This is a genomic window from Microlunatus spumicola, from assembly GCF_039536445.1.
In the GTDB taxonomy this organism is placed as follows: domain Bacteria; phylum Actinomycetota; class Actinomycetes; order Propionibacteriales; family Propionibacteriaceae; genus Microlunatus; species Microlunatus spumicola.
This window is the reverse complement of record NZ_BAAAYR010000001.1, coordinates 545,950-569,026: the sequence shown is the minus strand read 5'-3', so window position 1 is coordinate 569,026 and position 23,077 is coordinate 545,950. Positions and strand designations below refer to the sequence as shown.

The following is a 23,077-nucleotide window of genomic DNA, read 5'->3' as shown; positions in this document are numbered from 1 at the left end:
ACGTCAGCCGGGCGCGAGCAGGCCGGCCAGCTGCACCCGGGACGTGATGCCGAGCTTGGGGAAGACGTGACGCAGGTGCGCACCGACCGTGCGGTGGGACATGAACAGGCGCTCGCCGATCTCGCGGTTGGACAGGCCCTCGGCCGCCAGCCGGGCGATGTGGAGCTCCTGGGCGGTGAGCCGGTCCTGCCAGGGCGCGGCGTCCGGCTGGTCGTCGGATATGGCGCTCCGGTCCCCGGTGGCGCGCAGCTCGGCGCGGGCCTGCTCGAGCCAGGTGCGCGCCCCCACCCAGGCCAGCGTGTCCCGGGCCGCGCGGAGGGGGACGCGCGCGTCGCTCGGGCGTCGCTGCCGCCGGAGCCAGGCCCCGTACGCGAGCTGGAGCCGGGCCCGGACGAGCGGCCAGCGCGACAGGTCCTGGTGCAGCGCGACGACGTAGAGCCGCTCGGCGTCCCCGTCGTCGGCCAGCACCGCACGGGCGTAGAGCAGGTGGACGTCGAGCAGGGGAGCGGCGCACCGCCGGGCGGCGTCCTCCAACCGCTCGACCACGAGCCGCGCCTCCTCGCGCCGGCCCGACTGCACCGCGGCCTCGACGAGGAACATCACGCCCGGCAGCCGCTCGCGCTCGTGGCAGGCGGGGTCCTCGGGGTCGAACAGCCGGCGGAGGACGTCGTACGCCTCGCGCTGGCGCCCCTCGGTGAGCAGCGCGAACCCGCGGGCGAGCAGCGCGCTGGCCCGTGAGCAGACGTTGCCGCGCGCGCCGGCCGTGCTCTCGAGCTCGGCGGCCAGGCCGAGCGCGTGCGCGGTGTCGCCCCGCAGGGCGCACCCGCGTGCGGTGGTCGAGAGGGTCCCGGCGCGCCAGGTGGCCTGCCGGGTCTCCGAGGCCAGCCGCCGGGCCTCGTCGACGGCGGCGGCGGCGCTGCCCCAGTCGCCCAGGTCCACCCCCACCGCGCTGCGCAGGGCTAGGACCTGGGTGAGCAGGCCCAGCCGGGCCTCGAGCCGGCACCCCGCCTCCGCCCGGTCGAGGAAGTCGGCGGCCCGCAGCTGGTCGCCGACGGCGAAGGCGGCCATGCCGTACAGCGACAGGGACTCGGGGTCGGTGGCACCACCGACCACCGCCGCCGACAGCAGCCCGGCGACCCGCCGGCCCTGGTCCAGCGGCTGCGCGACGGCGAGCGCCGCCACGTAGCGCGGGTCCGCCTCGTGACCCACCAGGCTCTCCACCGCCGCGACCACCCGGTCCCGGACCTGCGGGGCGGGCCAGCTCCAGTGGCAGCGCACGGCGGCGGCCACGAGCAGGTTCAGGGCGAGGTCGCTGTCGCAGGCCCGCGCCGCGCGGACGGCGATCTCCGACAGCTCCAGGATCCGGCGGGGGTTCCGGAGGTCGGTGTCGTCGGGCAGCTCGCGGAGCCACTCCAGGCGAGCCCGGTCGAGCTCGTCGAGCGTCTGGCCCTCGGCGTCGCCGAGCAGGCGGGCCACCAGGTCCGCCTGGCCGAGCCCGAACGCCAGCTCCGCGGCGAGCAGCAGCCGGTGCCCGCGGCGCGCCGAGCCGGCGGTCAGCTGGGCCGCACGCTCCAGCGCCGCGATGGCGGCGGTGACGGAACCGCGGCGGAGGTTCTCGGTGTGGGCGTCCTCGAGCTCCCTCGCCACCTCCTCGTCCGGGCCGGAGGTCGCCTGGGCCCGGTACCAGGTCCGGCGCAGCGGCTGGTCGGCCAGCACGTCGGCCAGCGCGGCGCTCGCCGCCTGCCGGCGGGTCGTGGGCTCCGACTGCAGCACGCCGGCCCGCACCAGCGGGTGCCGGAAGCGGACGTGGAGCTCGTCGAAGGACAGCAGGCCGACCCGGACCGCGGGTTCGAGGACCGTGGCGTCGACAGGCGCCCCGCCCAGCACGGAGGCCCCGGCCAGGATCTCCGGCAGCGCGTCCTCGGCGTCGAGCGCCGCGACGAGCAGCGCGTCCCGGGTGCGCGGCGGGAGCTCGGGCAGGCGGGCGGCGAAGGCCCGCTCCAGCCTCGCGCTCAGCGCGACGGGACGAGGCGCCCGACCGCCCGCACCCGTACGGGTCGCCCTCAGGCTGGCCGGCAGCTCGACGAGCGCCAGCGGGTTGCCGAGGGCCTGCTCCAGGACGGTCCTCCGGTCGGCCTCGTCGAGGTCGCGCGCCGCCACCGCGAGGACCGCGCGGGCGGCGTCCTCGTCGAGGCCCTCGAGGCTCACCGTCTCCAGGCCCGCCCGCAGCAGCGGGCTCTCGTGACCGGACCGCAGGGCGACGACCAGGAGCACCGGGTCCCCGGCCACCCGGCGGGCGACGAAGGCGAGCACCTCCTGCGTGGGCCCGTCGAGCCACTGCGCGTCGTCGACCACGACGCTCACCGGTCGTCCCGACGCCACCTCGCTCAGCAGGTTCAGGGCGGCGAGGCCCACGAGGAACGTCTGCGGAGCCGGCCCCTCCTCGAGGCCGAACGCGGTCGCCAACGCCCGGCGCTGCGCGGCGGGCAGGGTGCGGGCGCTGGGCAGGACCGGACCGAGCAGCACCTGGAGCCCGGCGAAGGCCAGACCCTCCTCCGACTCCACCCCGGTCGCCTCCAGCAGGTGGTGCCCCCGGTCCAGAGCCAGGCGCGAGGCCGCACGCACCAGCGTCGACTTGCCGATCCCCGGTTCACCCGTGAGGAGGAGCGCGCTGCCGCCGAGGTCGACGTCCTCGACCGCCCGCCCGAGCCGGTCCAGCTCGTCTCCGCGGCCGAGCACCGGCCCGGCGGCACCCACCGGGAGACCGGCCGCTGCCCGCGCCTCCCCGGTGCCGGTCACGTCCTGCATTCTGGCGCGCGATGTCGGCCCTGGCACCCCCTGCGGCCGTCCGGGAGGCAACCGTCCGGTTGTCCGGAGACGGGCGACGGCTGCCCGGATGGTCCGTCCCGGTCCGGGGACGCAGCATCGAGGTCCAGGACCAGGGCAGGACCCCGGTGCACGAGCGTGCCCGCCGAGCCCGGGCCGGAGGAAGACGACCATGAGCGACCGGATCACCACCCCGTTCACGTCCCGCTCCACCGCCGACGAGGTCAGCGAGGGCGTCGACCTCACGGGCAAGCACGCCGTCGTGACGGGCGGCGCCTCGGGCATCGGCGTGGAGACCGCCGCCACCCTGGCGCGCCGGGGCGCGGCCGTGACGCTCGGGGTCCGCGACGTGCGGTCCGGACGGAAGGTCGCGGCCGACCTCTCCGCCACGACCGGCGCGACGGTCGAGGTCAGGCCGCTGGAGCTGACCGACCTGGCGTCCGTACGGGCCTTCGCCGAGGGGTGGGACCGGCCGCTCGACCTGCTGGTCAACAACGCCGGCGTGATGGCCGTGCCGGACCGGACCCTCACCGACGCCGGGTGGGAGGCGCAGCTCGCGACGAACTTCCTCGGCCACCTCGCCCTGACCGTCGGCCTGCACCGGGCCCTGGCCCGCGCGGGCGGCGCCCGGGTCGTGTCGGTGTCGTCGTCGGGGCACCTCTTCTCCCCGGTCGTCTTCGACGACCTCGGCTTCCGGTTCCGCCCGTACGACCCCGTGCAGGCCTACGGGCAGTCCAAGACCGCCGTGATCCTGTTCGGCGTAGCCGCCTCCTCCCGCTGGGCCGACGACGGCATCACGGTCAACACGCTCAACCCCGGCGCGATCGCGACCTCGCTGCAGCGCCACGTCGGCGGCCGGCTCGCGACCCCCGTCGAGCTGCAGAAGACGCCCGCCCAGGGAGCGGCGACGACGGTGCTCCTGGCGACCAGCCCGCTGCTCGAGGGCGTCGGTGGCCGCTACTTCAACGACAACCAGGAAGCCGTACGCGTCGACGAACGTCCGAGCGACGTCGAGGAGCTGGTCCGCTCGGTCGCCGCGTACGCCCTCGACCCCGACAACGCCGAGCGCCTCTGGCGCATCGGCACGGCCGCGCTGGTCTGACGGGTCGGCCGACGCTGGTGCCTCGGCCTACTGCCCGCCGAGGCTGCCGACGCCGAAGAGCATCAACCAGAAGACGCGGTCGACGCTGGTGAAGACGTAGTTCCACGTCAGCCAGGCGACGAGCAGAGTGAGCATCAGTGCGCCGAGCGACAGGAGGACCGCGGTCCTGCTCACCGTTCGTCCCTAGCCGCACGCCCAAGCGGTTCGGCGCAGGGATCGGTCGTCATGGTCGGCAACGTACTGCCGATCCCCGGAGGTCGAGACATGGACCCGCCCGCCGAGGGGTGGGACACCTCGTCGTGCGCGGCACCGTCGTGCCGCCGATGTTCCGAAAGTGCTTCCCGTCAGGGCAAACACGGTCGGGCTGACAGGATTTGAACCTGCGACCCCTTGACCCCCAGTCAAGTGCGCTACCAAGCTGCGCCACAGCCCGCAAAGCTCCGACAGGTCGGAGCCGCAGTCGAGGACTCTACTAGATGACGGGCCCCGACCCCGAACCGTCCGAGGCGGCGCGAACGGGTGTCGGCCTCCCGCCGACCCTCGGCCTTCACCTCCCGCGTATCAGGCGGGGCAGGCCGACCCTCTGGACGAGGACAGGGGAGCGGCGTGCTGGACCTGGACGCGAGAGGCTCACGAGGAGCCGCAGCAGACCTCCGGCGCGCCGCACCCCGGAACCGCCACGCGGAGGGGCAGCCGAGGCCCCGGACATGGCGTCGGCCGGCCTCAGTCCTGCTCCAGCGCCCGCAGGGTGTGTAGGTAGCCCACCCGCTCGTGGCCGACGACCTCGACCACGGAGGCCAGGGCGACGAGCGCGATGACGCCGACGAGCGCGAGGAGGTCGCCGTGGTGCTCCAGGTCGAGGGGGCCGTCGGCTCCCGCGATCGCGGCGACGACGACGGCGGCGACGAGGGGCAGGAGGCAGAGGGCGAGCAGCGGCACGTGCGTCAGGTCGTAGGAGCGCATCAGGATGCTCCACATCAGGAAGATCATCACGACGACCGCGGCGACCGGGACGGCGAGCGCGAGGGCGATCTGCAGCAGGCTGATCTCGCCCTGCTCGACGGCCTCGCTCGCGACCCGGAGCCCGGCCCCGACGGCGGCGAGCGCACCGAACATCGGCAGGTGCGCGTAGCGCCAGGCGAAGATGCGCCCGGGCCGTTGCTCGAGGACGACGCGCGAGGGGACGAGGAAGTACGCCCACCAGAGCGCGGCGGCGAGGACGAGCCCCGACGAGACGATCACGACGGCGGCGACCGACCAGCCCTGCTCGTCGGTCAGCGCCGTGACGGCGGCGACCGTCGCGGCGATCACCTCGCCGAGGGTGATCAGGGTCAGCAGGCTGAACCGCTCCGCCAGGTGCCCGGGGTTCCAGGGCAGCAGGCCCCAGCGAAGTTCGACGACGACGGGCGCCACCATCTCGGCCAGGGCGAGCACGACCAGCGCGACGACGGTGGCGCCGAGCGGGAGCGGCAGGACGGCCGTGAGGAGCCAGCCGAGCTGCGCGAGGACGATGATCACCGCGTACGCCGTGGTCACGCGCCGGTGCCCGGGGTCCTGCCGGGCGGCGCGCAGCCACAGCACGACGAGCGGAACGCGCATGACGACGTAGCCGACGACGAGCAGCGCGTTGTTCGGGCTGCCGCCCTCCGCCGCGCTGGTGAACCCGACGGGGAGCCCGAAGATCAGGACGACGACGCCGACCATCTGCACGATCGTCAGCACCCGGACCAGCGCGTCGTCGTTGCCGTAGGCCGAGGAGAACCAGGTGAAGCTCAGCCACGCCCACGTCACGGCGAAGACCGCGAAGAGATAGGCCCCGACGGCGGGGACGACGTGGCCCTCGCCCACCTGGTGGGCGAGCTGTTCCGCCGCGGCGCCGAAGGCGATGACGTACGTGAGGTCGTAGAGGAGCTCGAGCGGCGTGGTGGTCCGACCGCGCTCGCGGGGGTCGCGCCCCGGCATGGGCCGGAGGCGGTGGCGGAGCTCGTCCCTCAGCCGGGCCCGGAGGCCGTCGTCCACCGTCGCCGCTCCTCGTGCCATCGACGCGACCGCCTCACGCTGGTGCCGGGCGGCCCGGACGTGGGTCGGCCGGGCCGCAAGCATTCTTGCGGCCCGGCCGGTGGGAAGTCGATGGTCCGGCGACGCCTACGTCGTGGCGGGCGCCGGTCCGAAGGCCTGGGTGTCGAAGTAGGTGGCGAAGCGCGTGACCTTCCCGGCCTCGTCGAAGTCGAGGAGGCTGACGCCGGTGTAGCTGATGTCGGCGCCGCCGGCGAGCTGTCCGGTGCTGGTCCACTCGAGCACCCCGACCTCGCCGTCCACGACGCGGCTGAAGTCGGAGCGGATCGTGTCGAAGGTGGCGAGGTACTGCTCCCAGAAGGCCCGCGCCCCCGAGGTGCCGTCGAGGCGCTGCTGGGTCTCCGGGCGGTAGAGCTCGACGTCCTCGGCGAAGACGTCGACGAAGGCGTCGAGGTCGCCACCGTCCTCGAGGGCGTGCAGGGCGTCGGCGAACTGTTCGGTGCGGTTGGTGGCCATGAAACATCCTTCGGGCGACCGGTGGTCCGGCGAGGCACCTGGCCCCGGAAACCTCACCCGACCGGCCCACCGACCCGTATCAGGCGACCCCGTACGGGCCTCCTCCTGGCAACGTCTCCCACCGACGGGAGGCCCTGAGCCCGGAGGCACGTCATGCCGCTCGACGAGCAGATCGCCCTGTCCCTCTACGACCGCATGCTGCAGGTCGTCACCGGTGCCGACCCGAAGGCGGGTCTGCCCAGCGCGTTCGACAACGACACCACACAGCTGATCATGGCCCAGCGGGGCATGGTGCTGAACGGTGCCGACTACCGCAACCCGTGGAGCCCGGGGAACACCTCGGGGAACCAGGAGGCGACGGCGCTGATCGCGTCGCTCGTCGACGACATCCCCGGCAACGAGGCCACCTGGTCGCCGACCCAGCGCAAGGTCTCGCAGGTCTACAGCGACCTGGTCAACCTCGTGCACGTCACGGAGCCGCCGCCGAGCCCCGAGATCCAGGCCGCGCGCGACCGGGCGAACGCCGTGCTCAAGGAGGAGAGCACGGACGACGAGGGCCGCACGATCATGAAGAACACGGCCCTCGCCGACCAGGAGGCCAAGGCGTTCGCCGCCTACCAGGACGCGTACACGGCCTACGTCGCGACCTGGGCGGCCGCGATGGCCGACGAGAACCTGCGCCGCGTCTGGCCGATGACGGGTCCGACCGCCGTCGCCAAGGTGCGCCGGGCGTGGTCGGACTGGGGGGCGGCGGGCCGGGACCAGGTGCAGGCTGCGAAGGCGCAGCTCGCGACGCTCAACGAGGGCCAGGTCTCGCGCGTCTTCGAGGAGGCCCAGTGGCTGATCAACGCCTACCGGTTCACCGTCGAGACCGAGCTGCAGCCGATCCTGCGCAGCCGCATCCAGCCCTCGGACTGGGCCAGCTCGGACGCGTCGTCCTGGCCGACCTACTCCTTCTCCTCCGGTGACGTGCAGACCGAGCACACCGCCGAGGCCACGAGCTGGGGCGGCAAGGCCGGCGTGAACCTCGGGCTGTGGAGCTTCGGCGGCGGGGTGAACCACTCCGACTCCCAGGAGCACCTCGGCGCCGAGACCACGAACATCGGCATCAGCTTCAAGTGGCGGATCTGCCCGGTGCAGCGCCCGTGGATGGACGCGACGGTCTTCGACCTGCCGAACTGGGACCTCGGCACCATGACGGGCAAGGGCGGGATCTCGGCGAACGGGGAGGGCCTGATGCCGCTCGTCCCGGCCGCCCTGCTGATCGTGCGCGACGTGACGATCACCGGCTCGTGGTCCAAGCAGGACAGCGACCACATCGAGAGCGCGACCTCCGGCTCCGTCTCGGTCGGCTGGGGCCCGTTCTCGGTCTCGGGGGAGTACGCGCACAGCAGCAGCAAGGACACCTTCCACGCGCAGAAGACCGACCAGGGGTTCTTCATCCCCGACATCCAGGTCCTCGGGTTCGTGTGCACCAAGGTGCCCTTCTGCCCGCCGATGCCCTGACCGGCACCGCGCACCGACATCCGCCACCACACGTACGACGAGCGCGAGGAGCACGACGATGACCGACGCCGGAACGCTGGGCAGCCAGCTCTACGCGAGGCTCGCGGAGCTGGTCGCCCCGCCGGGATCGCTCGAGGGCACGCAGAACCTGGTGCTCGTCGAGCCCTGCGGGCGGGACCTCGACCTGGACGACTTCGCGACCGACCCGGACGTGGCCGGGGCGGAGGCGTTCGCCGAGCTGGTCAACGTCGTCCCGGCGCCGGGGGCGACCTTCGTCGACTCCTCGCGCCGGCTCGACGACGTGACCCGGATGGTGCTGCTGAACGCGGCGACGGACGCGGCCACGTCGCCGGCGGCGGCGATCCTGGTGGAGCAGGCCCGGGCGGACCTGGAGCTGATGGCCCGGGGGAGCGTCACGCCCGGCGACGTCTACCACCCGGCCAGGCCCGACCCGGCCCGCTGGTGGGACACGGCCGAGCCCTGGCCGAGCGTCTCCTTCACCATCGGTGGCAGCGCGCCGCCGGCGGCACCACCGCCCGACGTCGTCCCGGTGCAGGCGCCGCCGCTGGTCTGGACGACGTGCCCCGCCGTCGGCGTCCTGGCCGAGCCCGTCCGGGTGGCCGCCACGGGACGGCTGTCTCTGGCCCGGCTGCGCTCGAAGCCCGACCTGCGCGACGCGCTCAGCGGTCACCTCGCGCGGGCGACGGTCGTCCCTGACCTCGCGCGGCCGGCGCCGGGGCTCTCCGCGGCTCGCCTGGCCCCGCTCCTCTCGGCGCGCACGGGTCTGACCGGGCGGGGGCTGGGCGCCGCGCTCCGGGCCGACCGGGTCCGGCCGGTTGCCGTACGAGGGCGCCCGGGGGCCCTCGTGGTCGACGACCCGCCCGCCGACGCGGGCCTCGACGTCGGCGTACGACGCCCGCACTACCGCGACCTGCTGGTGGCCCACCAGCTGCTGGTGGACGCGGCGCCGACCGCGCCGGTCCAGCCGGCCGGCGGCTTCGAGCTGTCGTTCTCCTACCGGGTCGTGTCGATCACCCGGCCCTGGTGGCATCCGGAGCTGTTCGTGCAGCCGGGCTGGACGATGCCGGGCTTCGCGCCGGGCGCGGTGTCGACCGGTACGCCGACGCAGAACCCCGGGCTGCTCGGCGCGGTGACGACCCGGATGCTCCTGATCCGCGACCTCACCGTCCGGGGCAGCTGGAGCGGCGCCGACGCCAGCGCCGCCGAGGCCGCGCAGGAGCAGTTCGGGACGCTCGGGCTCGGTCCCTTCTCGCTGACCGGCGACGTCGGGTGGGACCACACCTCGCTCACCCGTCCCGGTACCCAGGCCGTGGCCTGGGTCGCCGCGCTCACCCCGTTGTTCCCCCCCGCGGTCTGACCGCGGAAGACACCGGGACGCGCTGCGGACCCGGCCCGAACCCCGACCGAAGAGACGCAAGGAGACCACCATGTCCGCCATCACCGACACGTACGACGCCCTCGGCGGCGAGGCCGCCTTCGGCCCGCCCGTCGGCGAGGAGGTGCCGACCCCCGACGGGCGAGGCACCACCCGCCCCTTCGCGGGTGCCACCTTCTGGTCCACGCCCACCACCGGCACCCACGAGGTGCACGGCCTGATCCTGGTCCGCTACCTGGAGCTCGGCGGCCCCGCGTTCCTCGGCTACCCGGTGACCGACGAGACGCTGGGCCGCGACGGCGTGGGCCGGACCAGCGGCTTCGAGGGCGGCACGATCGCCTGGTCGCCCGCGACGGGTGCGTGGGAGGTCTACGGCGCGATCGGGGCGCTGTGGCAGAGCCAGGGCGGCGAGGGAGGACCGCTCGGCTACCCGGCGACCGGCGAGCAGGCGCACGCCGACGGGGTCGGGCGTACGCAGTGGTTCGGCGGCGGGCAGCTCTACTGGTCGGAGGCCACGGGAGCCGTCGTGCTCGGGGCACCGGGCGGGGGAGGCTCGCTCGCCGACCTGCTGGCCGCCTTCGGCGCGAGCCTCCAGCCCTCGCCCTGGCACGGTCTCGACCGCCGGGAGGTGGCCACCCGGCTCGGAGAGCTGCTGACCGACCCGGACCTCGTCAGCCAGAGCAACCTCAACCTGTGCGGGCCGGCCTCGTTCCTGCGGAGCTGGCTCCGGCGCGACCCGGTGGGCGTCGCGAACTTCGCCGTGGAGCTCTACGACACGGGCCGGTCGACGATCGGTGGCTACGAGGTCGCGCCCGACGACGACGCCTGCCTGGCGACGGACTACAAGGACCTGCAGCGCCGCTACGGCAGCGCGATCACGCCCCCGGCCGAGTGGATGATCATGTCCGCGCTGCGCGACGCCGAGAACGCCTTCTTCGACTACGAGGGGACCCCCGACGAGGACGTGTCGGCGGCGACGACGTCGGGGGAGGTCGTCGAGTGGCTGGAGGCGTGCGGCCGGTTCGGAGACGTGCGCGACGAGGCGAACCTCTTCTTCACCAGGGGCCTCGACCACGCCCGCTCCCTGGCGCCGTCGCCGGAACAGGTCGTGCTGGTGCTGCTGAACACGACCATGCTGCCCAACGAGGACGGTTCCGTGGAGAACGTCGTGCTGCGCCAGTTCCCCGACCACTGGGTCGCGCTGGAGGCGCCCGTCGTGGACGTGCCGGGCGGGGTGCGGCTGACGTACTGGTGCTACGGCCGGACCGCGCCCTACCGCACCGTGGTCGTGCCGACCGACGCCTTCGAGGCGAACTACTACGGCGCCGTGCTGGCCTGCTGACCAGGGGTTCCGTCGCTGGACGAGCCGGCGAAGGCCTGGGTCCCGAGGACGATCGCGAGGGCGAGCCGTTCGGCGTCCTCGGTGCCCGGCTCGGCCGTGTAGACCATCAGTCGCAGGTCGTCGACGGCGACGACGAGGGTGTCGCAGTCCAGCGCGATGCGCCCGACCGTCGGGTGCTCGATGATCTTGTGCCGCGCCGTCTCGTGGCCGGGGTCGGGCTCGCTGCCGTGCCAGAGCGTGACGAAGCGCGGGCTGAGCGCGGACAGCTCCCGGACGAGACGCCCGAGGGCGGGGTCGTCGGGGTAGCGCGCCCTGGTGAGCCGGAGGTCGGCGACGAGCATCGCCTCGAAGCGGTCCTGCTCCTCGGGGGTCGTGACCGCACGGCTCCCGGGGCCGACGAGGTGACGCCAGACGGCGTTGCGCTCGATGCCGTGCCACGTGGTCGTGTCGCCCATCAGCGCGTCGTACGGCGCGTTGGCCACGACCAGCGTCCAGCTCGCGTCGTACACGCAGACCGGGGTCCCGGCGAGGCGGTCGAGGAGGCGCTGCACGCTCGGCGTGAGGCGGGTCCGGACGACCCCGGTGCCGGGGGACGCGTGCCCGGCCACGCGGAACAGCAGGTCACGCTCGGCGTCGTCCAGCCGCAGCGCGCGGGCCAGGGCCTCCACCACCTGCGCCGACGGCGAGGTCGCACGGCCCTGCTCCAGCCGCGTCAGGTAGTCGGCCGAGACGCCGGCCAGGCCGGCGAGCTCCTCCCGGCGCAGGCCGGTGGCCCGACGGCGCCGGCCGGCCGGGACCCCGACGGTCTCGGGCGTCGTCCGGTCGCGCCAGCGCCGCACCAGGCGACCGAACTCCGAGGACCCCACGCCACCAGGGTGCACCCGCGCGCGGGTGCTGTCCTGGCCCTGCGAGTCCTACGACAACCAGACGCCTGGTCGACGGCCGGCGAGCGTCGCAGCCTGGCTCCATGACCACCACACTGATCACCGGCGCCACCCGTGGCCTCGGCCTCGAGACCGCCCGCCAGCTCGTCGCCGCCGGGCACACCGTCTACGTCGGCGCCCGGGACGAGGTCCGGGGCCGCCGGGTCGCCGAGGAGCTCGGTGCCCGTACCGTCCAGCTCGACGTGACCGACGACGCCTCCGTCGCCCGGGCGTTCGCGCGGCTCGAGGCCGAGGGCGGCCTCGACGTGCTCGTCAACAACGCCGGCATCGCGATGTACGCGCTGAACGGTCCCGACGCGCTCGCCGTCTTCGACACCAACGCCGTCGGCATCGTCCGCGTCACCGAGGCCGCGCTGCCGCTGCTGCGACGTTCCGCGAACCCCGTGATCGTCAACGTCTCGAGCGCGCTCGGCTCGTTCACCGCCAACCACGACCCGGCCCGACCCGCCTCGTCCGTGGCTGCGATCGTCTACGGCGCCAGCAAGGCCGCCGTCTCGATGCTCACCGTCCAGTACGCGCGGGCCATCCCCGAAGTCAAGATCAACGCCGTCGAGCCCGGCTACACCGCCACCGAGCTCGGCGACGTCGACCACAGCACGGGCCAGCCCGTCGAGGTCGGCGCGGCCGTCATCGCCCGCTGGGCCGCCATCGGCGCCGACGGCCCGACGGGGACGTTCCAGGAGGCCGCCGGCGTGCTGGGGTGGTGAGGGTTCCGGGGACCCGTGGCGGACTCCGTGGCGGGGACCTGCGTGCGCGTCTCGTGCGTCACGGGAGTTTCACGTAAACGTGAAACCCCGGTACTGACCACGGCAGATCTGCCGTGGTGAGTACGGGTCTTTCACGTAAACGTGAAAGACCTGAGGCGCCTGGGGCTTTGCGCAAGCGGCGAAGAGAGCGCGTACCCCGGGGGAGCCGTCAGGCGGCGGGGCGGTCGAGGCGTGCGGTGACCCGGTCGAGGGGGACGACGCGGTCGGAGCCGGACGCGACCACGGCGACCTCGACCGGGTCGCCGTGGTCATCGACGAACGCCAGGTCGGAGCGGAGCTCGGACGGGCGGTGCCGGTCGGCCCAGCCGCCGAGGGCGAGCAGGACGACGGCGAGGTCCCGTCCGGCCTCGGTGAGCCGGTACTCGTCGCGGGCGCGACCGCCCTCGGGCTTGTAGGAGGAGCGTTCGAGGACGCCGCCCTCGACGAGGGAGGCGAGCCGCGCGGTGAGGACCTCGCGGGGGATGCCGAGCGACTGCTGGAACTGGCTGAAGCGCGTGGACCCCAGCAGCGCGTCGCGGACGACCATGAGCGTCCACTTCTCGCCGAGCACGTCGAGGCCGCGCGCGATGGGGCAGCGTTCGTCGCCGCCGAGGATGCCGAGCATGGGTTCAGCGTACCTGAGTTCGGGAGTTGAACCCTGCGTGCTAGGTTCGATTCCTGAACTCAACTACGGCGGCACCGCGGCAGACGCGCCCGCCGACGACAGGAGCACGACATGACCAGCATCCAGGGCGCCACCGTCCTCGTCACCGGCGCGAACGGCGGCCTCGGTGCCGAGTTCGTCCACCAGGCGCTCGTACGCGGCGCCGCCAAGGTCTACGCGACGGCGCGTTCGCCGCGTACGTGGGACGACCCCCGCATCGTGCCGCTGGCGCTCGACGTCACCGACCCGGCCAGCGTGGCGGCGGCGGCCGAGGCGGCCGGCGACGTCAGCGTCGTGGTCAACAACGCCGGGGTCAGCGGGACCAACCAGCTGCTCGAGTCCGACGTCGCCGACGTCGAGCGGGTGTTCGCGACGAACGTCTTCGGTCCGCTGCGCGTCGCCAAGGCGTTCGCCCCGGTCCTCGCGCGCAACGGCGGCGGCGCGCTCGTCGACGTGCACTCGGCCCTCAGCTGGCTCGCCCTCGCGGGCGGCTACTCCGCGTCCAAGGCGGCCTTCTGGTCGATCACCAACTCCCTCCGCGTCGAGCTCGCGCCCCAGGGCACCCAGGTCGTCGGCGCGCACCTCGGCTACACCGACACCCCGATGATCGCCGAGCTCGACGTCGAGAAGTCCGACCCGGCCGACATCGTCGGGCTGATTTGGGACGCCGTCGAGGCGGGGCACCACGAGGTGCTCGCCGACCAGGTCAGCCGCGACGTCCGCGCCGCGCTGAGCAGCCCCGTCGAGGCCCTCTACCCGTCGCTCGCCTGACCCCGACGCTCACCTGATCACCCACCTGATCAGTGGTGGGACTTTCACGTAAACGTGAAAGACCGGTACTGACCACGGCAGATCTGCCGTGGTCAGTACGGGAGTTTCACGTTTACGTGAAAGTCCTGTGACCCCTGGGACGGCACCGAGGACGCGGCAGCCGCGGAACCGGTCAGGCGGGCAGGGGCTGGTCCTGCCAGGTGGGGCCGGGGGTGGTGGGGCCGTCGGGGGTCCAGCGGATCGGGTCGATGCAGAGCTGGCGGGCGCTGAGGGTCTCGTCCCAGGCGTGGTAGACGATCATGTCCGTCCCGCCGAACGTGGTCACGACGCTGTTGTGGCCGGGGCCGCGGACGTGGTCGGGGACCGCGCCCAGGAGGCGGCCCGCGCCGTCCGCGGGTTCGGTCCAGGGGCCGAGCGGCGAGGGCGCGCTCGCCCAGGCGACGGCGTAGCCGGCGGTCTGCCAGGAGCCGCCGGAGTAGAAGCAGTAGTAGCGGCCCTCGTGCAGACGGACCGACGGCCCCTCGAGGGTGTGCCAGTCGTGCCGAGCGCCGTACATGAGGCGGTCGCGCTCGTAGATCTGCCAGTCCGCGCTCGGCTCGAGCACGGTCGTCACGTCGCCCAGCGACGTCATCCCGGTCAGTGGGGCCACGGCGAGCTGGGTGCCGACGCGCGGTCCGTCGAGGACGTCGCGGGCGAAGTAGAGGTACCAGCGGCCGTCGACGTCGCGGAACGGGTGCGGGTCGATCGCGAACCGCTCGTCCGGCGTCAGGTCGAGCCCGAGGTCCACGAACGGACCTGCCGCCTCGTCCGCCACCGCCACCCGCAGGTGGTGGCCGGCGTCACCGTGCCCGACCGAGTAGTACATCCAGAAGCGGCCCTCGGCCTGCGCGACCTCGGGGGCCCAGTAGTCCCCGCCGAGCGCCGGGTCGAGGGGTTCCAGGGCGCCCCCGACCGAGGTCCAGCTCGCGAGGTCGTCGGACTCGAGCACCTCGAAGAGGCGGCCGCCGACCGAGGCGCCCGTCCCGTACGCGACGTAGCGGTCGTCGAGCCGGAGCGCGAACGGGTCGGCGAAGTACCCGTCGTGGACCGGGTTGCGGTAGGTGCGTCGCGCCGTGCGGAGCGAGGTCACGGGCCCTCCTTGGTGTCGATGATGTCGATAGCCGAACGATGGGAACACGTCCGGCGTGCCGTGGGGCAGGAGGCCGGGCGGTGCGCCCGGCCTCCCGCACCGGTCAGCGGTAGACCCGGAAGTACGAGAACTTCGCGGTCGCCCCCGCGCCGCCGTGCGACACCAGGCCCACCTTGACGTCGGCACCGGCGGGCAGCGTCCAGACCCCGCCCTTGACCCACGTCCTGCCGTCCCGGCTGGTCCAGGCGCGCAGCTCGTGCTCGCCGTTCTCCGGGTCCAGGCGGTGCGTGATCCGCAACCACGTGGTCGCCGCCGGCGGGCCGACGATCGTGCCGCCGTAGGAGAGCCCACCCGCGTACGGGGTCTCGTGGCCGAACTCGGTCTGACGCGTGTCGAAGATCGCCACGTGGCTCAGCCGGACGAACTGGTCGTCGTCGACGTACGCGACGAGGCCCGCCTGCTGGTAGTTGCGCACGTCGTCGGTGCCCAGGTCGATGGTCAGCTTCGTCTCGGCCGTCCAGTCCCCGGAACCCGGCGAGCGCAGCAGCACGCCGGCGCTGTTGCTGGTGCCGGTGAGGTCGGCGGCCTCGGTCGGCCAGCGCAGAACGCCGTCGTCCACCGTCGCGGCCGCGTCCTTGCGGACCCACGACCAGCCCGAGCCCAGGCTCGAGCCGGAGAACGTGTCGCTGGCCTTCTTGTCGAGCCGGTCGGGGACCGGCGTCGGCGCGAGCCTCGAGACCGGCTTCGCCACCGGCAGCGCGCTCAGGTTGTCGACGTCCACCCCGGCACCCTGCGCCACGGCGCCCGCCTGCTCGACGGTCCTGGTGCTGCCGCGCAGGTCCAGGTCCAGGTTCGCGACGGGGTCACCGAGGCGCGCGTTCGTGAGGCTGGCAGTGGCCTCGCCGTCCCGGACCTGCAGCACCACCGAGTGCCACGCGTCCGCGCTGAACCCGTCGGGCAGGTCCACGTCCGTCGTCGGGTCCTTGTGCCCGGGACGCTGCTGGGTCAGCCGCAACGTGCCGGCCGTGGGGTCGACCTGGGCGCGGACCGTCGACGAACCGGCCCGCAGGCTCAGCCCGTACGCCGCCCCGCCCGAGCGCAGGTCGGCCTCGACCCGCGCCGACGTGCCGACCTTGGAGCTGAGCAGCGATCCCGCGCCCGCCGACGAGACGAACCCGCCGGCCTGCTGCTCGGACCGCTCGGTCCACGCGCCGTCCTCGCGCCAGCGTGCGGGCACGCCGGAGTCGAAGGTCGTCGCGAACCGACCGCCGGTCGCCGGGCCCTGCTGCTCGCCGGTGCTCGGACCCTTGCCGGCGCGCACCACCGGCCAGCCCTTCACCCAGTCGAGCCGGTCGACCAGCATCGGGCGCTCGTTGATGCCCTCGGTGCCGTTCAGGTAGGGGTCTCCGCGGTCGATGGCGTGGTAGACGATCCAGTCGCGGCCGGCGAGGTCGGTCGTGACCGCGTTGTGGCCCGCGCCGACCCAGCGGTTGCCGTTCTGGTTGAGCACCGGCGTCCCACCCGCGCGCGACGCGGTCAGCGGCACGCCCTGGGCGTCGACGTACGGACCGGTGATCTTCTTCGAGCGCCCGACCTGCACCGAGTAGCCCGTGGTGGGTCCGGCGCAGCAGTTCGCCGTGGAGGCGAAGAGGTACCACCAGCCGTCGTGCTTCACGGCGTACGCGCCCTCGAACTTGTTGTCGATCGCGACCTGGGTCGGCCTGCCGACCGTCGTCCGGCCGTCGGCCGCGAGCTCCTGGACGAAGATGCCGCCGTAGTAGGAGCCGTAGAAGAGCTGCTGGCGGCCGCCTTCGGTCACGACGCTCGGGTCGTAGGTCCACAGGAAGTCGTCGGCCTTGCCGCTCGTGCCCGGTCGCGGTGCGACGACGGGCGAGCCCGAGTCGGTCCACGGGCCGGCCGGGGTCGGCGCGGTCGCCATGCCGACGGCGTTGTCGTTCGGCCCGGCCGTGACGGTCGTCTGGGTGACCACGTAGTAGAGCCGGTACTGCCCGTCGACGTAGCGGATGTCGGGCGCCCACAGGGCCGCGCCGTCGGCGGCCCAGGTCGGGCGGTTGCTGCTGCTGAACGCGTCGCCGACGTAGCTCCAGGTCGCCAGGTCGTGGGAGCGGGCGATCGGGACCTGCGCAGGCCTGGTCACGTCGTCGCCCTCGCGCAGCGGGTCCGAGGTGCCGAAGGCGTACCACCAGCCGTCCTTGCCCCGGATCACCGAGGGGTCGGCGAAGGTGTCGGCGAAGGCCTTCGACACCGGGTTCGCGTACGTGGCGCGCTCCACGCGCGGCGGTGCGGCGAACGCCGGGGAGGCGCCTCCGGCGACCAGGAGGGTGAGGGCCGCGGCCGGCACGGCCGTGGCTCGGGTCAGACGCTTCATCGCGGTCTCCGTCCAGGGGAGGACCGCCGTCACGGCGGGAGTGCCTCGTCGCGGTCCTGCACCGTTATAACCCGGACTTACAGCGCTGTAAACGGCGCCCCCACCCCAAGGCCCCTGCGACACGGGTCGTGGCGGGGTCAGCCGCCGGTGGAGCCGCGGACCTCGAGGGTCCAGCCGACCCGGACCTCCTCGGGGGTCCAGGTGCCGGGCTCGAGCCGGCGGGCGAGGTGCTCGACGGCGTGCCGGGCGATCGCGCGCTTGTCCGGGGAGACGGTGGTGAGCGACGGCACCGAGAACCGGCTCTCCTCGATGTCGTCGAAGCCGACGACGGCCACGTCCTCGGGCACCCGGAGGCTGGCGTCGGCCAGGCCCCGGAGCACGCCCAGCGCGAGCAGGTCGTTGAAGCAGAAGACGGCGTCGGGCGGCTCGGGCAGGGCGAGCAGCGTCGCGACGGCGTCGTGGCCCGGCTGGCGGCGCCAGTCGAGCACCGGGACCACGAGGGCCGGGTCGTAGCGGATGCCGGCCTCGACGAGCGCGTCGCGGTAGCCGCGCAGCCGTAGCCGGGCGCTGTGGCCGAAGGGCGGCGGCTGGGCGCCCACCACGGCGATCCGACGGCGCCCGGTGCCGACCAGGTGCCGCGTCGCGGCCGCGGCTGCGGCCTCGTTGTCGATCGCCACGTGGTCGGCGAGCCGGGAGCCCAGGCGCTCTCCGAGCAGCACCAGCGGCACGGAGCCGTAGCGCTCGACGTCCGCGTCGTCCAGGGCCAGCGGGTTGAGGATCACGCCGTCGATGAGGTGCTCCCGGATCCCGGCGACGACGCTGCGCTCGCGGGCGCGGACGGCACCGTCCTGGATCTGTCCGGTCTCGTCGACCAGCACGGTCCAGCCGCGCTCCATCGCGGCCTGCACGACGTGGTGGGCGAGCTCGGCGAAGTAGGGCGCGTCCAGCTCGGGCACCGCGAGCGCGATCACCCCGGAGCGGCCGTTCTTGAGGTTGCGGGCGACCACGTTCGGTCGGTAGCCGAGGAGCTCGATCGCGTCCTGGACCTTCAGGCGGGTAGCAGGACGGACGTGCACGTAGTCGTTGACCACGTTGGAGACCGTCTTGGCCGACACCCCGGCGAGCCGGGCCACGTCCTCGAGCCTGGCTGCGGGTCTCGTGGTGGGCACGATCGAACGCTAGCAGCGCGTCGCAGCGCCGCCCCCTCGTCAGACGAAGTTGATCCGGCTACAGTCGACGCAGCGTTTACAGCGCTGGAAACCGGATAGTCCGAAGGCACGCCTCCAGAAAGACAGGTTCTCGATGACGACAACCACCCGGGTCGACCCCGCCCTCTCGGCCATCGCGGCCGGCTTCAGCCGCCGCCGCTTCCTCGTCCTCGGCGGTGCCGGCCTCGCGCTGGCCGCCTGCGGGGGAGGGGGCAACGCGCCGGGGCAGCCCGCGGCGCCCGACACCGGTTCCGGCGGCGCCAGCTACGCCGGGCCCGCCGTGACCCTCGCGTTCTGGAACGGCTTCACCGGCGGCGACGGTGACGTGATCAAGAAGATCGTGAGCGAGTTCAACGCGCAGGCGACCAACGTCAAGGTCGAGATGAACATCTACCAGTGGGCGGACTTCTTCACGAAGCTGCCGGCCGCGGTCAGCACCGGCAAGGGCCCGGACGTCGCCTGCATGCACATCGACGACATCCCGACGAACGCGGCGCGCAACATCATCACGCCGATCGATCAGGTCGCGGCGGCGCTGAACCTGCAGGAGTCGGACTTCTCGAGCGCCGTCTGGCAGGGCGGCACGTACAAGGGCCAGCGCTTCGGCATCCCGCTGGACATCCACCCGCTGGCGCTCTACTGGAACAAGGACGTGCTCAGCAAGGCGGGGCTGGACGCCGAGAAGGCGCCGACCACCCGCGACGAGTACGAGGGCGTGCTGGGCGAGCTCAAGGGCAAGGGCACGCAGGGCTTCTGGGTCTCGCCCTTCCAGTTCACCGGGGCCTTCACGTATATGTCGCTGCTGTGGCAGTTCGGCGGCGACGCCTTCGACCAGGGCGTCACCAGGGCGACGTTCGACTCGCCCGAGGCCGTCGACGCGCTGACGTGGCTGACGTCCATGATCGACAAGGGTTACAGCCCCAAGAACGTCGGGCAGGACGCCGACTACATCGCCTTCAAGAACAGCAAGAACGCGTTCAACTGGAACGGCATCTGGCAGATCAACGACCTCAAGGCCCAGGACAAGATCGAGTGGGGCGTCGGGCCGGTCCCGCAGATCGGTTCGCAGCCGGGCGTGTGGGGCAACAGCCACCAGTTCGTGCAGCTGCGCCAGACCAAGCCCGACCAGAACAAGGTCGACGCCACCCGCTACTTCATCAACTGGGTCAGTCAGAAGTCGGCCGAGTGGGCGACCAGCGGCAAGATCCCGGCCAAGCTCAGCGTGGCGGAGAGCCCCGAGTTCAAGGCGCTCAAGGAGGAGTACTCGCTCGCCCCCGAGGCGCAGTACGTGCACTTCCCGCCGGCGGTCGCGGGCATCGGCGACGCGCTGACCGAGCTCTACAACGCGGTCAACAACGCGGTCCTGGGCAAGGCGACGCCGCAGCAGGCGCTGAGCGACAGCGCCAAGAAGGCGACGTCGATCCTGCAGGACAACCTCAAGAAGTACGGCGCGTAGTGCCCACCGCTGACGGGGGGCACTGATGGCGGTCACAGCCGAGACCCAGGTCGGGCCGGCGGCGGTTTCCCCCGTCGCCGCCCGCCGGCGGTCGCGCCGTAGCGCCCCGGCCGGCGCGGGTCGGCGCTCGCGCCCGTTGACGGCGTACCTGTTCCTGGCGCCGTACCTGGTCCTGTTCCTCGGGTTCATCATCGCGCCGGCGGTGTACGGGATCTGGATCAGCCTGCACGACTACGACTTCGTGCTGCCCTACAAGCCGTGGGTGGGGCTCGACAACTACGTCTCCCTCTTCACCCCGGGCTCGCGCGACTTCGGCGACTTCTGGCAGAGCATGGGCGCGACCGGCATCTTCACCGGTCTGAGCGTCCCGTGCCTGGTCGTCCTGCCGCTCGGCATCGCGGTCCTGCTGAACCGCAAGTTCCCGGGACGGACCTTCTTCCGTGCCGTGTTCTTCCTGCCGTACGTGCTCGGCGTGGCCGTCATCGGGCTGCTGTTCCGCTACATCCTCGACCCGAACGTCGGCGTCGTGAACTACTTCCTGGGCCGCAGCATCCCCTGGACCACGGACCTGCCGTGGGTGTGGGTCAGCCTGGTCGGGATGACGGTGTGGTGGACGCTCGGCTTCAACGCGACGATCTACCTCGCCGGGCTCACGGACATCCCCCGCGAGCTCTACGAGGCGGCCGAGATGGACGGCGCCAGCCGGGGCCAGCAGTTCTGGAACGTGACCCTGCCCGGGCTGCGACCCGTGCTGGTCTTCGTGATCACCACGACGATCCTCGCGTCGGCCAACATGTTCGGCCAGCAGCTGCTGCTGACCAAGGGCGCGCCGGGGACGTCGACCCGGACGATCATCGGCTACATCGCGACCGAGGGGCTCAGCAGCTTCCGGATGGGCGCGGCCGCCGCCATGAGCTACATCCTGGCGATCTTCCTGCTGATCATCAGCCTGGTCGTCTTCCGTGTCTTCCGCGAACGACAGGACGCATCGTGAGCACCGCAGCCCGCGCCGCCGCACCGCTGACGGCCGGCTCCACCTCCACCGACAGCCTCGAGCCGACGCACCCGGGCCACGGTCCGCGCAGCTCGCCGCTGAGCCGGGTCACGTTCGTGGTCCTGCTGGTGCTGCTCACCGCCGTGTTCGTCGGCCCGCTGCTGTGGATGTTCCTGACCTCGTTCAAGACCCCCGACGGGGCGACGGCGATCCCGCCGCAGCTGTTCCCGAACCCGGCCACGGCCGACGGGTACCGGCCGCTGCTGGACACGAGCAGCCAGACCCCGGTGATCCGGTGGTTCGTCAACAGCCTGCTGGCCGGGGTCGCGAACTCGGTGATCGTCACGGCGACCGCCGCGCTCGCCGCGTACGCGCTGGCGCGGCTCGACTTCCCGGGCAAGCGGCTGATCTTCGGTCTGACCATCGCGACGCTTTTCGTGCCGGGCTTCGTCTTCCTCATCCCGAACTACCTGATCGTCAACTCGCTCGGGTGGCTGGACACGCTCTGGGCGGTCATCCTGCCCAGCGCGGGCGGCGCGTTCGGGGTGTTCTTCCTGCGGCAGTTCTTCTCGAGCCTGCCGATGGAGCTCGAGGAGGCGGCCGAGATCGACGGCGCGAACCGCTGGCAGACGTTCTTCCGGATCGTGCTGCCGCTGTCGAAGCCGGGGATCTCGACGCTGCTGGTGCTGTCGTTCCTCACCAACTACAACGACTTCCTCTGGCCGGTGTTCGTGCTGTTCAGCCCGGGGACGCTCACCCTCCCGGCGGGCCTGTCGATCCTGCAGGGCGCGTTCACGATCAACTACCCCGTGGTCATGGCGGGCGCGGCGATCGCCAGCGTGCCGGCGATCGTGCTCTTCATCCTGGCCCAGCGGAACATCGTCGAGGGCGTCGCGCGCAGCGGCCTCAAGGGGTGACCCGTCCAGGCTGGACGGCCACCCTCCTCGGCGTGCTGCTGCTCGTCGCCGCCTGCGCAGGCGGCGGCGGGCCGGCCGCCCCCACCACCGAGACGTCAGGAGAGACGATGCTCGCCAACCCCGTGCTCGGCCAGGGCGCGGACCCGTTCGTGGTCTTCGCCGACGGGCAGTACCACCAGATCATGTCGGCCGCCGCCGGCGACGGCAGCACCCTGGTGATGCGCAGCGCGACGTCGCTGGCCAGCCTCTCCACGGCGCCGGAGCAGAAGATCTTCACCGGCGGGAACGACGGCGCCCCGTGCTGCGAGTGGTGGGCGCCGGAGGTCCACCAGATCGACGGGCGCTGGTACGTCTACGTCGCGGCCGACGACGGCGACAACGCCAACCACCGCACGTACGTGCTGTCGGCCGACACGATCACCGGGCCGTACGCCTTCGAGGGCCAGCTGAAGCTGCCCGGCGACCGCTGGGCGATCGACGCCACCGTGTTCGCGGTCGGCGACGCCACGTACACGGTCTGGTCGGGCTGGCCCGGCGACGAGAACGGCGAGCAGGACCTCTATATCGCCCGCCTCGCGACCCCGACGACGGTCGCGGGCAAGGCCGTCCGGATCTCGCGGCCGGAGCTGGCCTGGGAGACGCACGCCGGCACGGTGGGCGTGCTGGTGAACGAGGGTCCCGCCGCGCTCGTGCGCGACGGCAGGGTCTACCTCACCTACTCGGGTTCCGGGTGCTGGACGCCGGAGTACGCGCTCGGGATGCTCACGGCCGACGCGTCGGCCGACCTGCTCGACCCGGCGTCCTGGACCAAGTCCCCGGAACCGGTCTTCGCCCCGGCCGAGGGCAGCGGCCTCTACGGGACCGGGCACAACAACTTCTTCACCTCGCCCGACGGCACCCAGACCTGGATCGTCTACCACGCGGTGACGGACCCGGCCGGCAGCTGCGGCGCCGACCGTGAGGTCTACGCGCAGCCGATCACCTTCGCCCCGGACGGCACGCCGCAGCTCGGCACCCCGTCCACCGCGGACGTCCCCCTGCCCTCGGGCGACCCGGGGTCCTGAGCCCGCAACGCCCCCTGAGCCTGTGAAGGGCCCCGAAGGGGTTGGCAATCTCCCCTCTGAACGCCAGGGAAGCCGACCTCTGCGAGGCCCT

General features: G+C 73.0%; 19 protein-coding genes and 1 tRNA gene. 10 read left to right on the top strand and 10 right to left on the bottom strand.

Going from position 1 to position 23,077, the window contains the following annotated elements:
• Positions 1-3 precede the first annotated feature (3 nt).
• Positions 4-2,799: an AAA family ATPase gene (locus tag ABD665_RS02570; protein WP_204912371.1), complete on the bottom strand. Its 2,796-nt coding sequence runs from the start codon at positions 2,797-2,799 to the stop codon at positions 4-6.
• A 199-nt stretch (positions 2,800-2,998) separates the two neighbouring features.
• Here ABD665_RS02570 and ABD665_RS02565 point away from each other — a divergent pair, with 199 nt between their 5' ends.
• Positions 2,999-3,928, top strand: coding sequence for an SDR family NAD(P)-dependent oxidoreductase (locus tag ABD665_RS02565; RefSeq protein ID WP_204912372.1), 930 nt, complete (start codon positions 2,999-3,001; stop codon positions 3,926-3,928).
• A gap of 27 nt (positions 3,929-3,955) precedes the next feature.
• Here ABD665_RS02565 and ABD665_RS02560 read toward each other — a convergent pair whose 3' ends face one another.
• The 4 genes from ABD665_RS02560 to ABD665_RS02545 form a co-directional block, all read right to left on the bottom strand.
• The gene (locus ABD665_RS02560; protein WP_204912373.1) at positions 3,956-4,102 is read right to left on the bottom strand and encodes a hypothetical protein; all 147 of its coding nucleotides are present in this window, start codon (positions 4,100-4,102) and stop codon (positions 3,956-3,958) included.
• Positions 4,103-4,287: 185 nt separating this feature from the next.
• A tRNA-Pro gene (locus ABD665_RS02555) sits at positions 4,288-4,361 on the bottom strand.
• 290 nt (positions 4,362-4,651) lie between these two features.
• The gene (locus ABD665_RS02550) at positions 4,652-5,947 is read right to left on the bottom strand and encodes a low temperature requirement protein A (RefSeq protein ID WP_204912374.1); all 1,296 of its coding nucleotides are present in this window, start codon (positions 5,945-5,947) and stop codon (positions 4,652-4,654) included.
• A gap of 126 nt (positions 5,948-6,073) precedes the next feature.
• Complete coding sequence (locus ABD665_RS02545; RefSeq protein ID WP_204912375.1) at positions 6,074-6,460, bottom strand: nuclear transport factor 2 family protein; 387 nt, start codon at positions 6,458-6,460, stop codon at positions 6,074-6,076.
• Positions 6,461-6,613: 153 nt separating this feature from the next.
• On the opposite strand from ABD665_RS02545, the gene ABD665_RS02540 reads away from it, so the two are divergent.
• From ABD665_RS02540 to ABD665_RS02530, 3 genes are all read left to right on the top strand, one after another.
• The gene (locus tag ABD665_RS02540) at positions 6,614-7,966 is read left to right on the top strand and encodes a hypothetical protein (protein WP_204912376.1); all 1,353 of its coding nucleotides are present in this window, start codon (positions 6,614-6,616) and stop codon (positions 7,964-7,966) included.
• A gap of 58 nt (positions 7,967-8,024) precedes the next feature.
• Positions 8,025-9,344: a hypothetical protein gene (locus ABD665_RS02535; RefSeq protein WP_204912377.1), complete on the top strand. Its 1,320-nt coding sequence runs from the start codon at positions 8,025-8,027 to the stop codon at positions 9,342-9,344.
• 70 nt (positions 9,345-9,414) lie between these two features.
• Positions 9,415-10,704: an LGFP repeat-containing protein gene (locus ABD665_RS02530; protein ID WP_204912379.1), complete on the top strand. Its 1,290-nt coding sequence runs from the start codon at positions 9,415-9,417 to the stop codon at positions 10,702-10,704.
• Here ABD665_RS02530 and ABD665_RS02525 read toward each other — a convergent pair.
• Positions 10,680-11,570 (bottom strand): MmyB family transcriptional regulator, encoded by an 891-nt coding sequence (locus tag ABD665_RS02525; protein WP_204912381.1) that lies wholly within the window; start codon positions 11,568-11,570, stop codon positions 10,680-10,682. The genes ABD665_RS02530 and ABD665_RS02525 overlap by 25 nt on opposite strands.
• A gap of 101 nt (positions 11,571-11,671) precedes the next feature.
• On the opposite strand from ABD665_RS02525, the gene ABD665_RS02520 reads away from it, so the two are divergent.
• Complete coding sequence (locus ABD665_RS02520) at positions 11,672-12,355, top strand: SDR family NAD(P)-dependent oxidoreductase (protein WP_204912382.1); 684 nt, start codon at positions 11,672-11,674, stop codon at positions 12,353-12,355.
• Positions 12,356-12,563: 208 nt separating this feature from the next.
• On the opposite strand, the gene ABD665_RS02515 is transcribed toward ABD665_RS02520, so the two are convergent.
• Positions 12,564-13,019 (bottom strand): winged helix-turn-helix transcriptional regulator, encoded by a 456-nt coding sequence (locus ABD665_RS02515; protein WP_204912383.1) that lies wholly within the window; start codon positions 13,017-13,019, stop codon positions 12,564-12,566.
• Between the two features lie 111 nt (positions 13,020-13,130).
• Here ABD665_RS02515 and ABD665_RS02510 point away from each other — a divergent pair, with 111 nt between their 5' ends.
• The gene (locus ABD665_RS02510) at positions 13,131-13,829 is read left to right on the top strand and encodes an SDR family oxidoreductase (RefSeq protein ID WP_204912384.1); all 699 of its coding nucleotides are present in this window, start codon (positions 13,131-13,133) and stop codon (positions 13,827-13,829) included.
• 172 nt (positions 13,830-14,001) lie between these two features.
• On the opposite strand, the gene ABD665_RS02505 is transcribed toward ABD665_RS02510, so the two are convergent.
• The 3 genes from ABD665_RS02505 to ABD665_RS02495 all read right to left on the bottom strand — a co-directional run bounded on the left by ABD665_RS02505 (position 14,002) and on the right by ABD665_RS02495 (position 18,516).
• Positions 14,002-14,958 carry a family 43 glycosylhydrolase gene (locus ABD665_RS02505; RefSeq protein WP_204912385.1) on the bottom strand — a complete coding sequence of 319 codons (957 nt, stop codon included), beginning with the start codon at positions 14,956-14,958 and terminating at the stop codon, positions 14,002-14,004.
• A 103-nt stretch (positions 14,959-15,061) separates the two neighbouring features.
• The gene (locus ABD665_RS02500; RefSeq protein WP_204912386.1) at positions 15,062-17,347 is read right to left on the bottom strand and encodes a family 43 glycosylhydrolase; all 2,286 of its coding nucleotides are present in this window, start codon (positions 17,345-17,347) and stop codon (positions 15,062-15,064) included.
• Between the two features lie 137 nt (positions 17,348-17,484).
• Positions 17,485-18,516, bottom strand: coding sequence for a substrate-binding domain-containing protein (locus tag ABD665_RS02495; RefSeq protein WP_204912388.1), 1,032 nt, complete (start codon positions 18,514-18,516; stop codon positions 17,485-17,487).
• A gap of 133 nt (positions 18,517-18,649) precedes the next feature.
• Between ABD665_RS02495 and ABD665_RS02490 the strand changes: the two genes are divergently transcribed.
• Genes ABD665_RS02490 through ABD665_RS02475 form a run of 4 tightly spaced genes read left to right on the top strand, consistent with a single transcriptional unit; the run spans position 18,650 to position 22,986 of the window.
• The gene (locus ABD665_RS02490; protein WP_204912389.1) at positions 18,650-20,011 is read left to right on the top strand and encodes an extracellular solute-binding protein; all 1,362 of its coding nucleotides are present in this window, start codon (positions 18,650-18,652) and stop codon (positions 20,009-20,011) included.
• 25 nt (positions 20,012-20,036) lie between these two features.
• Positions 20,037-21,005 carry an ABC transporter permease subunit gene (locus tag ABD665_RS02485; protein WP_204912390.1) on the top strand — a complete coding sequence of 323 codons (969 nt, stop codon included), beginning with the start codon at positions 20,037-20,039 and terminating at the stop codon, positions 21,003-21,005.
• Entirely contained in the window at positions 21,002-21,922 is a 921-nt protein-coding gene (locus ABD665_RS02480) for a carbohydrate ABC transporter permease (RefSeq protein WP_344740927.1), read from the top strand. The genes ABD665_RS02485 and ABD665_RS02480 overlap by 4 nt, the downstream gene beginning before the upstream one ends.
• Positions 21,919-22,986, top strand: coding sequence for a family 43 glycosylhydrolase (locus tag ABD665_RS02475; RefSeq protein ID WP_204912391.1), 1,068 nt, complete (start codon positions 21,919-21,921; stop codon positions 22,984-22,986). Before ABD665_RS02480 ends, ABD665_RS02475 begins: the two co-directional genes overlap by 4 nt.
• Positions 22,987-23,077: the final 91 nt, after the last annotated feature.

What these genes read in the sequence shown, in the direction of transcription:
- ABD665_RS02565 (WP_204912372.1), top strand. Translation starts at nt 2,999, where the DNA reads ATGAGCGACCGGATCACCACCCCGTTCACGTCCCGCTCCACCGCCGAC.
- ABD665_RS02545 (WP_204912375.1), bottom strand. Translation starts at nt 6,460, where the DNA reads ATGGCCACCAACCGCACCGAACAGTTCGCCGACGCCCTGCACGCCCTC.
- ABD665_RS02540 (WP_204912376.1), top strand. Translation starts at nt 6,614, where the DNA reads ATGCCGCTCGACGAGCAGATCGCCCTGTCCCTCTACGACCGCATGCTG.
- ABD665_RS02535 (WP_204912377.1), top strand. Translation starts at nt 8,025, where the DNA reads ATGACCGACGCCGGAACGCTGGGCAGCCAGCTCTACGCGAGGCTCGCG.
- ABD665_RS02530 (WP_204912379.1), top strand. Translation starts at nt 9,415, where the DNA reads ATGTCCGCCATCACCGACACGTACGACGCCCTCGGCGGCGAGGCCGCC.
- ABD665_RS02520 (WP_204912382.1), top strand. Translation starts at nt 11,672, where the DNA reads ATGACCACCACACTGATCACCGGCGCCACCCGTGGCCTCGGCCTCGAG.
- ABD665_RS02515 (WP_204912383.1), bottom strand. Translation starts at nt 13,019, where the DNA reads ATGCTCGGCATCCTCGGCGGCGACGAACGCTGCCCCATCGCGCGCGGC.
- ABD665_RS02510 (WP_204912384.1), top strand. Translation starts at nt 13,131, where the DNA reads ATGACCAGCATCCAGGGCGCCACCGTCCTCGTCACCGGCGCGAACGGC.
- ABD665_RS02500 (WP_204912386.1), bottom strand. Translation starts at nt 17,347, where the DNA reads ATGAAGCGTCTGACCCGAGCCACGGCCGTGCCGGCCGCGGCCCTCACC.
- ABD665_RS02490 (WP_204912389.1), top strand. Translation starts at nt 18,650, where the DNA reads ATGACGACAACCACCCGGGTCGACCCCGCCCTCTCGGCCATCGCGGCC.
- ABD665_RS02485 (WP_204912390.1), top strand. Translation starts at nt 20,037, where the DNA reads ATGGCGGTCACAGCCGAGACCCAGGTCGGGCCGGCGGCGGTTTCCCCC.